The organism is Tenggerimyces flavus (assembly GCF_016907715.1).
GTDB lineage: Bacteria > Actinomycetota > Actinomycetes > Propionibacteriales > Actinopolymorphaceae > Tenggerimyces > Tenggerimyces flavus.
In genome coordinates this window covers 4,072,779-4,084,993 of record NZ_JAFBCM010000001.1, presented here as the reverse complement: position 1 = coordinate 4,084,993, position 12,215 = coordinate 4,072,779, and the positions used below count along the sequence as shown (strand labels likewise).

Genomic DNA, 12,215 nt, shown 5'->3' with positions numbered 1-12,215 from the left:
GTCGGCGGCCCAAGGAGTAGGCCATGGATCGATATGGGCAGTTCTGCCCGGTAGCGAAGGCGACCGAGCTCTTGACCGAACGCTGGACGTTGCTGGTGTTGCGCGAACTGCTCGCCGGCAGCAGCCAGTTCAACCAGCTTCGCCGGGGCGTACCGCGGATGTCCCCTACGTTGTTGGCGAAACGGCTCCGCATGCTGGAGAAGGCGGGCATCGTCGTACGTCGCGACGGCGCGTACTTCCTCTCCGAGGCAGGCCGCGAGCTCGAGCCGATCGTAATGGCCTTGGGGCGTTGGGGAATCCGGTGGGTGCCGCAGCTCGGTGAGCTCGACTACGACCCACATCTGCTGTTGTGGGACATGCATCGTCGGGTGGACGTCTCGCGCGTCCCCGCTCGGCGAACGGTGTTGGAGTTCGCGTTCTCCGACGCCGCTTCTGCCGCGCGGTGGTGGATCGTGCTGTCGCGGTCCGGCGCCGACCTGTGCGACTTCGACCCCGGGTACGGGACGGCCGTCGTGGTGACCGGCAGCCTGCGCGCCCTGGTCCGCGTCTGGCGCGGCGACCTGGCCTGGTCCGCGGCCGTGCGGTCGGGCCAGCTCACCCTCACCGGCAGCGAGTCCGCCCGCCGCGCGTTCCCGCACTGGTTCCTGCTGAGCGACTTCGCCCCAGTAGAGCGCCCCGCTCCACTCGTCGCCGCCGGCTAACCAGACCCTGGCGACCTCCTCGCGGGTAGGTCGGAGGGACGGATGCCGTGGGCGAGGGCCAGGGCGAGCAGGCTGGCCAGCGCGTAGTCGGGGTCGAGGGCGAGAGCACGCTGGACGGCCAGTCGGGCGAGGGCACCGTCGCCGGACTGCCAGGCGGCGAAGCCGAACAGGGACAGCGGAGCGACCGTGTACGGCGGTTGAGCCCGCCGAGCGACATCGCGCCAGAAGTCCTGGTGTCGGGACGGCATCTCGTGCCGCATCAGCGACCAGGCGGCGTCCCGGACCTCGCGGTTCGCGCAGTACACCGACAGGCGCGCCACCTCGTCGTCGCTCAGCAACCGCGGCGCGCGGAGCCAGCCGAGCAGCAACGGCGCCGCGTACGCGACCCCGCACTCGACCAGCTCGTCGGGCGACCGAGAACCCAACTCGGCAAGGAACTCCCGCGTCGCCGAAGCGACACCAGCACCGCCCACAGGATCGAGCGAAGCGCCGACCGCCTCGGCCGAGGAAAACGCCACCGCTCCCTCGACGACAGCCGCCGCGGTCAGCGCACTGACCGCGAGGTCGTACGGCGTCCCCTCCGGCGGACAGCACCACGGATCCCGACACAGCTCCGACCAGTACCGCCGCCCGTCCGTCCGCAGCAGCTCGACGACCGTCACCGACGCCTGATCGCACGCCTCCCGCACGCGAACGAGCAGCCGCCGCGCCGGCCGCGCGTCGTCGGAGTACGCGACGAGCAGCACCGCACCCGCCCCGTACCGCTGCGCCAGTGCCACGACCTCACCTGCCCCGGCCGCCAGCACGGCGTCGGGACAGTCCGGCGGCGGTAAGTCGAGCCGGCAGCAGAACACCAGCCGTTGGGCACCGTCGATCGCGAGCCCGACGAGGCTCTGGCTCGGGTGAAATCCAATGAGGAAAGGGATCTGTGCGAGCACATCTTCGGGCGTGCGGAGTCGCAGCAGCGTGACATCGGAGCGTTCGGTCGTGTTCATAGGCCCAAGCCTGCGTCCCGCAGGAGCCCAATGCAGGCCGAGATGGCGGCGCTGTGGACAAGTCGGCGAAGAGGCGACCTGTGGAGGAATTGGCGCCCCACGGCAAGATGCAGAAGTGCGGAGTGAAGCGAGCGTGCTGCACCTCGACCTGGACGCGTTCTACGCGGCGGTCGAGCAGCGCGACAAGCCGTCGCTGCGCGGCAAGCCGGTCATCGTGGGCGGGCTGGGGCCGCGCGGCGTGGTGTCGACGGCTTCGTACGAGGCCCGTACGTTCGGCGTCCGCTCCGCGATGCGGATGGCCGAGGCCCGCGCGAGGTGCCCGCACGCCGCGTACCTCTACCCGCGGTTCCACGCCTACCGGATCAGCAGCCGCCGCGTCATGGCCGTGCTCCGCGCGCTGTCACCTCTCGTCGAGCCACTGTCGCTGGACGAGGCGTTCGTCGACCTGACCGCATCCCAGCACACGGATCTCTCGGTGAAGGGAGTCGAGCGGATAGCCCGCGACCTCAAGGCCGAGGTCACGCAGGTGACCGGCGGCCTCACCGGCTCGGTCGGAGCCGGAACGTCGAAGTTCATGGCCAAGGTCGCCAGCGACCTGCGCAAACCGGACGGCCTCGTCGTGATCGAGCCCGGAACCGAGCGCGAACTGCTCGCCCCCATGTCGGTCACGACCATCCCCGGTGTCGGCCCCGCGACGGCCGACCGGCTCAGGCGCGTCGGCGTCCACACGGTCGGCGAGCTGGACCGGCTCGGCGAGGCGGAGATCGTGGCGGCAGTCGGGCAGGCGGCCGGACGTTCCCTCGCGCAGCTGGCCAGGGCTCAGGACGACCGGCCGGTCGTGGCGGAACGGGAGACGAAGTCGGTCAGCGTCGAGGACACGTTCGACCACGACATCGCCGACCCGACGACGCTGACGCTGATCGTCGAACGGATCGCCGCCCGCGTCGCCGAACGCCTCACCGGCGAGCGGCTGTCCGGCCGTACGGTCACGGTGAAGATCAGGCTGTTCGACTTCACCACGCACACCCGCTCGACCACGCTCCCGGGACCGACCGACGACGGCCGCGTGATCACCCGGCTCGCCAAGCGGCTCCTCACCGAGGTCGACACCTCAGCCGGCGTACGGCTGCTCGGCGTCGGCGTGTCCGGGCTCGCGGACTGGGTGCAGGGCGACCTGTTCGAGGAGGCCGAGGACGGCGAGGAACGGACCGAGGAGCCCGCGAAGGAGCCGGTGGAGCAGCCGGTGGCCGCGCACCACTGGTACCCGGGCAACGACGTCGTGCACGACACGTACGGCAGGGGCTGGGTCTGGGGCGCCGGCCTGGGCCGGGTCACGATCCGCTTCGAGACCGCGGAAACAGGACCGGGGCCGGTCCGCACCCTCCATGCGGCCGACCCCGATCTCGCCCCATACTCACCGCTGACCTGAGCGCAACCGGTCAGCGCCTACCGAGGAACTGCTCCTTCTCCAGCACCGTCACCGGCTCGGACGGGGTGCCGTTGAGCGTGATGGTGAGCGGAGGCTGCGCGGCGCCGTTGATCCAGAAGTCCGCCGTCCAGGTGACCGCCACGCCGACGGTGTACTGGCCCAGGTCCACGTAGTTGTGCGTGACGTAGCTGTCCTTCGGCGTGCCCCGCGAGTACGCCACCCCAGGCGTCGACGTGCTGTCCGACGCACCGTCGCCCCAGGTCCAGGCGAAGTTCGTCGCCCGAGCCTCGACGCGAACGCTGCCGCCCGGCACCTGGTGAGTCTGGTCGTACGTCGTCGCGCCGCCCGCGTAGAAGATCGTCGGGAAGTTGATCAAGGTGCGACCGTTGCCCGGGTTGACCGCGACCGCCGCCGTCGGCAGCCAGCCGTTCTCGAGCCAGCCACGCACCTGGTCCGGCGTGATCACCGGAACGGGCTGCTCGTCACCACCCACGCAGCGAGTGTCCTGGAGCTCCCACGGCCCGTTCTCCTCCCACTGGTAGTAGATCCGCATCATGATCTCGCCCTCTTCGCCATTGACCTGGCAGGCCATCGTGGCGTTCATGCACATCGCGTTGGGGTCGTTCGGGGGCGGACCGTTCGCCATGCAGGCAGGCGTGTAGTAAACGTCGTGGGGCTGCCGGCCCGGGTTGCCGGGGCCACCGGGGTCACCCGGGTCACCGGGGTCGCTCGGGTCGCCCTCGCAGACGTACTCACCGCTCGGGTTGAACCAGCAGCGGTCGGCGTAGGCCGGACCCACGGCGGGGCTGCTCAGCAGAACGACGCCGAACGCGAGCACCAGCGCCAGGACGAAGACGCCTACCCGCTGTTGATGACGAGGTCTCTGACCTTCCACCGTCCGTCCTCCTTGCCGAGAGTCAGATCGATCAGGAACACGCGTTCCTGGCTGGGCTTCGGTGCCGCGCCCTTCTTGGCGACCACCTGATGCGGCTTCACCTGGACGTACATCGACACCGTCGCCGGGTCGGTGCCAGTCGGCTTGCTGACCTCGGTGATGTGCCAGCTGGGATCGCCCTGGTACGAGCCGCCGTTGGAGTGGAACGTCTCCATCGCGTCGGCGTTCCGCGCGCACGACTCACAGCTCGGCACCGACAGGTCGCGCAGCTGCTTGACGTCACCCTTGGTGAGTGCGGTGTTGGTGGCACGGATGTACTGACGCGCGAACTCGTCCGCCGGCTCCGCCGAACTCGTGGGAGCGGCGGTCGGTGACTTGGAGGCCGCAGGCGTGTCGCCGGTCTCGACCACGGGTGGTTCGGGGGTTCCCGTGCAGGCTGTCGCCAGCACGAGCACAGCCGCGGTCACGAATGCCCGCCACATCCGCATACGTCCCTACTCGTCGTGGTCTGCCATAGAACGAGGCACACCTTACCATCTGTAACCGCAGCCAGAATCCACAGCTGTGGATAACTACTGTGCGAAACCGTCAGGTCCGCGCAGGACGGTTTGCCCAGTTCGGCGCGATTCTACACCTCGATACGCTCCCGGAATGGCCGAGCAACGGGTCCGGGTCGTCATCCACGGCCGGGTACAGGGCGTGTTCTTCCGCGACACCTGCCGGCGGACGGCGGCCCAGCGCGGTGTGGCCGGCTGGGTCCGCAACCGCCCGGACGGCGCGGTGGAGGCGGTCTTCGAGGGCTCGGCGACCGCCGTGGACGCGATGCTCACCTGGTGTCGCTCCGGTCCGCCGATGGCGAAGGTCGACTCGGTCGAGTACGAGGACGAGCCGGTCGAGGGGCTCGCCGGCTTCGCCATCACCCGCTATACGCCCTAGCCAAGCGGGAACGCGACCTCGCAGACGATCTCCTCCGGCCGCGCCGTCGCGTAGCCCAGTCCGGCCACGTAGATCTCCCGCGGCGGCCCCGCGCACGGCCGGTCGTTCGAGGACATCCAGCGCTCGACGGCCTCGTACGCGGACAGGATCTGTGGGAACTCGAACCGCGCCCGGCTCACCCGTACGTACGCCTCCCGCCGCGCCGGCTCGACCCGCAGGCCCTCACCCGGCGAAGCGACCGGCACGCACAGCTCGACCGGGCCGTCGCAGTCCTCGCTCACCGCGCCGTGGAAGATCCGGTACGGCGCCCCAACCAGACCTCCGAACGTCGCGGCCCGCCGCATCAGCGCCGGGTGAGCTTCGTTGAACCAGGGCTCCATCTCCTGGATCCGAAGGTGCCGCAGAGCCGTCAGCACCAGCTGCTCGGGCACCTCTCGTTCGAACACCTCGTGCTCCGCCTGCCGGCCGCCGAGGTACGCGGCCAGCTCCCGCTGGTCGGCCACGCGCCGCTCCACGCCGTCCCAGTACGACGCGATCAGCTCGGACGCCTCCGAGCTGGAAGGAGCGGACACCACGGACTTCACCACGTCCAGCGGCATGTCGAGGCGCCGGAGCAGCGCGACCATCCGCGCGGTCTCGAGCTGGCTCTCCCGGTAGATGCGGTAGCCGTTCGACGCGACCTCCGACGGCTTGAGCAGCCCGAGCTGGTCGTACAGCCGGAGCGCCTTCAACGACAGCCGCGTCCGCCGCGCGAACTCGCTGATCGACAGTGGGGTGTCGGGTGCCACCGGACCATCATCGCGCGGCGTTAAGCATCGCCTCAGGTGGAGCGTGCACACTGACGGCGTGCGCATTCTTGTCGTCGACGACGATCAGGCGGTCCGGGACTCCCTCCGCCGGTCGCTCGTGTTCAACGGCTACGAGGTCGACGTCGCCGAGAACGGCGAGGAGGCCCTTCGTCACGTGGCGAGCCGGCACCCCGATGCGGTCGTGCTGGACGTCATGATGCCCAGGCTGGACGGGATCGCGACCTGCCGCGCGCTCCGCGCGTCGGGGAACGACGTGCCGATCCTCGTGCTCACCGCGCGCGACGCGGTCGCAGACCGGGTCGCCGGGCTCGACGCGGGTGCGGACGACTACCTGGCGAAGCCGTTCGCGTTGGAGGAACTGCTCGCCCGCGTACGCGCGTTGCTGCGGCGTACCGGGCCGTCGGCCGACGGCGTGAAGCTGGAGTACGCCGACCTCGTGCTCGACCCCGCGACCCGTGAGGTGACGCGGGCGGGGCGGTACATCAGCCTGACGCGTACGGAGTTCACGTTGCTCGAGCTGTTCCTGCGCCACCCGCGGCAGGTGCTGGAGCGGACGCAGATCCTCGAAGAGGTGTGGGGCTTCGACTTCCCGACGTCGGCGAACTCGCTCGAGGTGTACGTCGGATACCTGCGCCGCAAGACCGAAGCCGAGAGCGAGCCGCGGCTGCTGCACACGGTGCGGGGGGTCGGGTACGTCTTGAGGGACACCCCACCGTGAGCTCGATGGACGAGTGGACGGCGACAGCGAGGAATCGGCTGCAGAACCTTCCGCTGCGCAAGCGGGTCAGTATCTTCGCCGCGATCGGCGTCGGCCTGCTGGTGGTCTTGATCTCGGTCTCGGCATACGTCACGGTGCGGATGTCGCTGCTGCACCAAGTGGACTCGAACCTGCTCGCGCGGGCTCACGCCGCCTCAGGCGGACCGCTGACGAACGTCCGGGTGCTGCGCGAGATCCCGGCCGAAGCGTTGGGCGCTGGCGACCTCAAGATCGCGCTGGTCAACGCGCTCGGTGAGGCTGTGTCATCGCCGGATCGTGGCGCACCGCCCTACGGCGTCCCGGAGATCGAGGTCGCCGGCGGTTTCGCGCCCGACAGCATCCGGACCACGCGCGACCCGGCCACGGGCAAGGAGTACCGCGTCGTCGCTGTTCCCGTCCAGGACGGTCAAGCACTCGTGATGGCCCAATGGACCGGTGACAGCAACCGCATCCTCGGGGCACTCGGTTTCGTCCTCTTCCTCGTCGGCGGCATCGGGGTCGGTCTCGCCGCCTGGGGTGGGTGGGGTATCTCACGTACCGCCCTCCAACCCGTCCGCCGCCTCACCGCGGCTGCTGAGCACGTCGCTCGTACCGAGGATCTCCGGCCGATTCCCGTGCAGGGCAACGACGAACTCGCCCGGCTCGCGCACAGCTTCAACGCGATGCTCGGCGCGCTCGGCGAGGCGCGCAACCGGCAACGCCGCTTGGTGGCCGACGCCGGGCACGAGCTGAGGACCCCTCTCACCAGCCTCCGCACCAACCTCGACCTGCTCGCCCAGAGCGAGGGCACGAACGGCCTCCCGCCCGAGGAACGCGTCGCCCTGCTCCGCGATGTCCGCGCCCAGGTGCTCGAGCTCACCACGCTCGTCGGCGACCTCGTCGAGCTCTCCCGCGAGGATCCCGCCGCCTCGGCCCGTGGCGCGGTCAACCTGGCCGATGTGACACGCCGTTCCATCGAACGGGTACGGCTCCGCGCGCCGAGTGTCGCGTTCAAGGTCGACCTCGCCCCGTGGAACACGATCGGCGACGTCCAGCTCCTCGAACGCGCGATCACCAACCTGCTCGACAACGCGGCCAAGTGGAGCCCGCCCGGCGGCGTCGTCACCGTCGACCTGCGCGGCGGGCTACTCACGGTCACCGACCAGGGTCCAGGCATCAACGAGGCCGACCTGCCGCATGTGTTCGAACGGTTCTACCGCTCCACCGAGGCGCGGATGATGCCCGGCTCGGGGCTCGGCCTCGCGATCGTCAAACAGGCCGCGGACCGGCACGGCGGCATGGTGCAGGCGGGCCGCGCACCCAGCGGCGGCGCGCTGATGTCGCTGCGCATCCCCGGTACGCCGGGCCCGATTCACCCGAGGTAAACAGCCTTCTTGGCGACCTCTCGGGAACCTCTCAGTGTCATCTCAGCATCACCGGGAAGGCTCATTGTCATGACAGAGACGCCGACGATCCCCCTCGGGCCGCAGCCGCCGTACGGGCAGTCGCAGCCGGGACCGTACCGGCCGTTCCCCTACGGGCAGCCGCCGCAGCCACCCCATCCGCCGCAGCAACCGCCACACCAGCCACCGCCTGGCCGCGGGCCTTCGAAGCCCCGGCGCGGGATCGCGGCACTGGTCGTCGCGGCGGTCGCCGCCGGCCTGATCGGTGGCGGCGCCGGAGCCGCGGCCACGTACGCGTTCGCACCGCGGCAGGAGGCGCCGGCCAACACGGCGCTCCAGCAGCCGCCCGCGCAGAACCAGCCGAGCGGCAACACTCCCGCCGCCGGCAGCGTCCAGCAGGTCGCCGCCAAGGTGCTGCCGAGCGTCGTGTCGATCACGATGCGCAGCGCACAAGGCCAGACCGGCGGCGGCAGTGGCGTCGTCCTCTCCGCCGACGGCCAGATCCTCACCAACAACCACGTGGCGCAGGTCGGCGCGAACGGCGGCGAGCTGTCCGTCACGTTCTCCAACGGCAAGACCGCCAAGGCCGAGGTCGTGGGGCTCGACCCGACGACCGACCTCGCGGTGATCAAGGCCCAGGGCGTCTCCGGCCTGACGCCGGTCCAGCTCGGCAGCTCCTCCACGCTCGCGGTCGGCCAGCAGGTCGTCGCGATCGGGTCGCCGCTCGGGCTGTCCGGCACGGTGACGTCGGGCATCGTGAGCTCGCTGAACCGCCCGGTGCGTACGGGCGACCCCGAGGACACCAGTACGAACACGGTGATCGACGCGATCCAGACCGACGCGGCGATCAACCCCGGCAACTCGGGCGGCGCGCTGGTCAACATGGCCGGCCAGCTGGTGGGCGTGAACTCCGCGATCGCGACCGTCGGAGGGTCGCAAGGCGGACAGAGCGGCAACATCGGCGTCGGCTTCGCGATCCCGGTCGACCAGGCCCGGCCGATCGCGCAGGAGCTGCTGAAGGACGGTACGGCCGAGCACGCCCAGCTCGGGGTGTCGCTGACCCAGTCGACCGGTACGGAGACGTCCGGCGCCCAGGTCGGTGAGATCACCACGGGCAGCGCGGCCGAGGCGGCCGGGCTGAAGGTCGGCGACGTCGTCACCAAGCTCGGTGACCGGTCGATCGCGGACGCGGACAGCCTGATCGCGGCCGTACGTTCGCACCGGCCGGGCGAGAAGGTCACGGTCACGTTCGTCCGCGACGGAAAGAGCCAGACCGTCGACGCGACGCTCGGCAGCGACGGCGGGAAGCAGCCGCAGTCGCAGCAGGAGGACCCGAACCAGCAGGAGGACCCGAACGGCGAGCAGGACCCCAACGATCCCGGTCAGTTGCCTCCGAACTGGCCACGTTGAGTCAACCCTCACGGGTTGGTTCCCGAGAAGAGAAGCCGCTTGCCGCGGGCGGACTGACGGTGCTGAGGCTGCGGTGAGCGGTGGCAACACACGAAGGGCGGCGCTACTCCCCGGGCGCCGCCCTTCGTACTGCCCGGATGTCGGTGCGGGCAGGCAGAATGCGTCGCATGCTGTTCGCCGACCTGGTCCGTACGTCCGCCGCCGTGGCGGGCACGTCGTCGCGCCTGGCGAAGATCGGGCACCTCGCCTCGGCCCTCGGAGCGGCAGACACGCCGGCCGAGGTGGAGCTGGTGGTCAGATACCTCGCCGGTGAGCTCCGGCAACGCCGTACGGGCGTGGGCTACGCCTCGCTGCGCGCGATGCCCGAGCCGGCGTCGACCGAGTCGATCACGGTCAGCGAGGTCGACACGGCCTTCGAACAGCTCTCCCACGTCTCCGGCGCCGGCTCGCAGGCCGAGCGCAAGCGGCTGCTCGGCTCGCTGACCGAGCGGGCGACGGCCGCGGAGCAGCGGTTCCTGATGGGCCTGGTGGCGGGCGAGCTGCGGCAGGGCGCGCTGGACGGGATCATGCTCGACGCGGTGATCCGGACCAGTGGCCAGCCGGTCGCGGCGGTCCGCCACGCCGTGATGGTCGCCGGGGCGATCCCGCCGGTGGCGGCGGCCGTCCTGGGCGGTGGCGGTTTGGACCAGTTCGCGCTGACCGTCGGCAGCCCGTTGAAGCCGATGCTCGCCTCGCCGGCGCCGTCGATGGCCGACGCGCTGGAGAAGATCGGCGGGCCGGCCGCGGTGGAGTGGAAGCTGGACGGGATCCGCGTGCAGGTGCATCGCCACGGCGACGACGTACGGATCTTCACCCGCACGCTCGACGAGATCACTCCCCGGCTGCCCGAGGTGGTCGAGGCGGTGCTCGCGCTGCCGGTCAAGACGGTGATCCTCGACGGCGAGGTGATCGCGCTCGACGCGGCGGGGCGGGCGAAGCCGTTCCAGGTCACCGCCTCGCGGACCGGGTCGCGTACGGACGTCGCCAAGCTGCGCGAGACGACCCCGTTGTCCACGTTCTTCTTCGACATCCTGCACGCCGACGGTACTGACCTGCTGGCCGAGCCGGGGACTTCCCGTTGGGAGGTGCTCGCGCGGCTGGTGCCGGAGGGTCTGCGGGTGCCCCGGATCGTCACCGAGGACGTCGACGAGGCGCAGGCGTACTTCGCCGACGCCGTCCAGCGCGGCCACGAGGGCGTGGTGGTGAAGTCGCTGGACGCGACGTACGACGCCGGCCGGCGCGGCGCCGCCTGGATCAAGGTCAAGCCGCGGCACACGCTCGACCTGGTCGTGCTGGCCGTCGAGTGGGGGCACGGCCGGCGTACCGGCCTGCTGTCCAACCTGCACCTCGGCGCGCGGGACGAGACGACGGGCGAGTTCGTGATGCTCGGCAAGACGTTCAAGGGGCTGACCGACGAGCTGCTGCGGTGGCAGACCGAGCGGTTCCAGGAGCTGGAGACGCGCCGGGACGACTGGACGGTGTACGTACGGCCGGAACAGGTCGTGGAGATCGCGTTCGACGGCGTCCAGGGCTCGACCCGCTACCCCGGGGGAATGGCGCTGCGGTTCGCGCGCGTTCTCAGGTATCGAGACGACAAGGCCGCGGCCGAAGCGGACACCGTTCAGACCGTTCGGATGATCCACGCGGCCGGAGACGGACAGGCCGATCATGAGCCGGCGAACGATCTGTGACGGGCGCCACATTTTCGGTACGGCTGTTCGGGCCTGAAGTGGGAATTGACCAGGTGCGTAGCACGTTGGGAACGACGAGCGCTCCTCCTTCAAGGGGGCGCGTAGATCGACCCGGGAGGAGCCACGTTGGCTATTCGTCGCACACGAGCTAGTGATCACGCCGAAGACCGCGACCTAGTCGGCCGGTACCTCGACGAGATCTCGCGTACACCGCTGCTCGATGCGGCTCAGGAGGTCGAACTTTCTCTGGCCATCGAGGCCGGCCTGTACGCCGAGCAACTGCTCGACGAGGGCACGGCAGGTCTGAAGAAGGCGCCCGCCAACGCCACGTACGAGGAGCTGGTCTGGCTCGCGGAAGCCGGGCATCGGGCCAAGCGTCACTTCCTGGAGGCCAACCTGCGTTTGGTGGTCTCCGTCGCACGGAAGTACGGCCGGTCCGGGATGCCGTTGCTGGACCTCGTTCAGGAGGGTAATACCGGCCTGATTCGAGCCATCGAGAAGTTCGACTACACCAAGGGTTTCAAGTTCTCCACGTACGCCACGTGGTGGATCCGGCAGGCCATCACCCGCGGCATCGCGCAGCAGGCGCGTGTCGTACGGCTGCCGGTGCACGTGGTGGAAGACCTGAACGCGCTGGGTTCGGCCCGCCGGTCGCTGGAGCGGCAGCTGGGACGCGACCCGGAGACCGCGGAGCTCGCGGCCCAGCTCGGGGTGCCCGAGCAGCGGGTCGAGGAGCTGGTGAGCTGGGGACGCGACCACGTGTCGCTCGACGTCACCGTCGACGAGGACGGCGAGACGTCGCTGGGCGACCTGGTGGCCCGTGACGTGATGCCCGGACCGGACGAGACCGTTGTGGCGGCCGAGTCCAGCTCGCGGCTCTCGTCGCTGATCGAGACCTTGGACGACCGCTCGGCGCAGATCGTCCGCCTGCGGTACGGCCTGGAAGACGGCCGGCCGTGGAAGCTCGCCGAGATCGCGGACCGGTTCGGACTGTCGCGCGAACGCGTGCGCCAGCTCGAGCGGGACGCGTTGCACCGCCTACGCAAGATCGCCGACGCGGACTTGGTCGGCCCCAACGCGGCCTGAGGCCAGTACACCCAGGCAGCTGTCACGATATGGACGGTGGCGCGGAGGATCTCCTCCGCGCCACTCGTCGTTTCTTGGCTTCCCG

The 12,215-nt window shown here is 70.2% G+C and carries 12 protein-coding genes; 8 read left to right on the top strand and 4 right to left on the bottom strand.

Annotated elements, in window-relative coordinates:
* The first annotated feature begins 23 nt into the window (after positions 1–23).
* The gene (locus JOD67_RS19100) at positions 24–701 is read left to right on the top strand and encodes a winged helix-turn-helix transcriptional regulator (RefSeq protein ID WP_205118963.1); all 678 of its coding nucleotides are present in this window, start codon (positions 24–26) and stop codon (positions 699–701) included.
* Here JOD67_RS19100 and JOD67_RS19095 read toward each other — a convergent pair.
* Positions 698–1,696 (bottom strand): DUF4192 domain-containing protein, encoded by a 999-nt coding sequence (locus JOD67_RS19095; RefSeq protein WP_205118962.1) that lies wholly within the window; start codon positions 1,694–1,696, stop codon positions 698–700. The genes JOD67_RS19100 and JOD67_RS19095 overlap by 4 nt on opposite strands.
* A 115-nt stretch (positions 1,697–1,811) precedes the next feature.
* Here JOD67_RS19095 and JOD67_RS19090 point away from each other — a divergent pair, with 115 nt between their 5' ends.
* Complete coding sequence (locus JOD67_RS19090) at positions 1,812–3,125, top strand: DNA polymerase IV (protein WP_205118961.1); 1,314 nt, start codon at positions 1,812–1,814, stop codon at positions 3,123–3,125.
* Positions 3,126–3,135: 10 nt separating this feature from the next.
* Here the strand turns inward: JOD67_RS19090 and JOD67_RS19085 are convergent, their stop codons facing one another.
* Both JOD67_RS19085 and JOD67_RS19080 read right to left on the bottom strand, forming a co-directional pair.
* Positions 3,136–4,020, bottom strand: coding sequence for a hypothetical protein (locus tag JOD67_RS19085; protein WP_205118960.1), 885 nt, complete (start codon positions 4,018–4,020; stop codon positions 3,136–3,138).
* On the bottom strand, positions 3,984–4,487 hold the full coding sequence (locus JOD67_RS19080) for a DUF6318 family protein (RefSeq protein ID WP_205118959.1): 504 nt from the start codon (positions 4,485–4,487) through the stop codon (positions 3,984–3,986). Before JOD67_RS19080 ends, JOD67_RS19085 begins: the two co-directional genes overlap by 37 nt.
* A gap of 184 nt (positions 4,488–4,671) precedes the next feature.
* Between JOD67_RS19080 and JOD67_RS19075 the strand changes: the two genes are divergently transcribed.
* Positions 4,672–4,956 (top strand): acylphosphatase, encoded by a 285-nt coding sequence (locus tag JOD67_RS19075; protein ID WP_205118958.1) that lies wholly within the window; start codon positions 4,672–4,674, stop codon positions 4,954–4,956.
* Here the strand turns inward: JOD67_RS19075 and JOD67_RS19070 are convergent.
* A complete protein-coding gene (locus tag JOD67_RS19070) occupies positions 4,953–5,744 on the bottom strand; it encodes a MerR family transcriptional regulator (RefSeq protein ID WP_205118957.1) in 792 nt (263 codons plus the stop codon). The two genes, JOD67_RS19075 and JOD67_RS19070, sit on opposite strands and share 4 nt — an antisense overlap.
* 58 nt (positions 5,745–5,802) lie before the next feature.
* Here JOD67_RS19070 and JOD67_RS19065 point away from each other — a divergent pair, with 58 nt between their 5' ends.
* From JOD67_RS19065 to JOD67_RS19045, 5 genes are all read left to right on the top strand, one after another.
* On the top strand, positions 5,803–6,483 hold the full coding sequence (locus tag JOD67_RS19065) for a response regulator transcription factor (RefSeq protein ID WP_205118956.1): 681 nt from the start codon (positions 5,803–5,805) through the stop codon (positions 6,481–6,483).
* A gap of 5 nt (positions 6,484–6,488) precedes the next feature.
* On the top strand, positions 6,489–7,886 hold the full coding sequence (locus JOD67_RS19060) for a sensor histidine kinase (protein WP_205118955.1): 1,398 nt from the start codon (positions 6,489–6,491) through the stop codon (positions 7,884–7,886).
* A 69-nt stretch (positions 7,887–7,955) separates the two neighbouring features.
* A complete protein-coding gene (locus JOD67_RS19055; protein WP_205118954.1) occupies positions 7,956–9,314 on the top strand; it encodes a S1C family serine protease in 1,359 nt (452 codons plus the stop codon).
* 167 nt (positions 9,315–9,481) lie between these two features.
* Positions 9,482–11,044: an ATP-dependent DNA ligase gene (locus JOD67_RS19050; RefSeq protein ID WP_205118953.1), complete on the top strand. Its 1,563-nt coding sequence runs from the start codon at positions 9,482–9,484 to the stop codon at positions 11,042–11,044.
* A gap of 126 nt (positions 11,045–11,170) precedes the next feature.
* Complete coding sequence (locus tag JOD67_RS19045) at positions 11,171–12,130, top strand: sigma-70 family RNA polymerase sigma factor (RefSeq protein WP_239553910.1); 960 nt, start codon at positions 11,171–11,173, stop codon at positions 12,128–12,130.
* Positions 12,131–12,215: the final 85 nt, after the last annotated feature.